The organism is Brachyspira catarrhinii (assembly GCF_005518285.1).
In the GTDB taxonomy this organism is placed as follows: domain Bacteria; phylum Spirochaetota; class Brachyspiria; order Brachyspirales; family Brachyspiraceae; genus Brachyspira; species Brachyspira catarrhinii.
Genome location: NZ_SJDU01000942.1, coordinates 1 through 234 on the forward strand (window position 1 = coordinate 1; position 234 = coordinate 234).

Consider the following 234-nt stretch of genomic DNA (forward strand, 5'->3'; position numbering starts at 1 on the left):
AAGCTGCATAATCTATTAATTTTAGTTTCTCTATTTCTATTCTGTCTATATTGTTAGTATTTAGGCTTCTAAAATCTATATTCTCATTGTCAAAAGCTATTATTGAATTAACATCATTTATATAATCTTTTGTCTTCTCTGCTATATCGTTAGTGTCATATACTTTTATGTCTTTAATCAAGAAATGCTGTAATTGTTTTAATCCATCTCTGGTATAGAAATAATCAAATAATA

Annotated in this window: 1 protein-coding gene; it reads right to left on the reverse strand. The window is 24.4% G+C overall.

Going from position 1 to position 234, the window contains the following annotated elements; translation table 11 throughout:
* Positions 1–181 (reverse strand): hypothetical protein (locus EZH24_RS15245; RefSeq protein WP_236847305.1); only part of this gene is annotated, 181 nt, incomplete at its 3' end.
* Positions 182–234 lie beyond the last annotated feature (53 nt).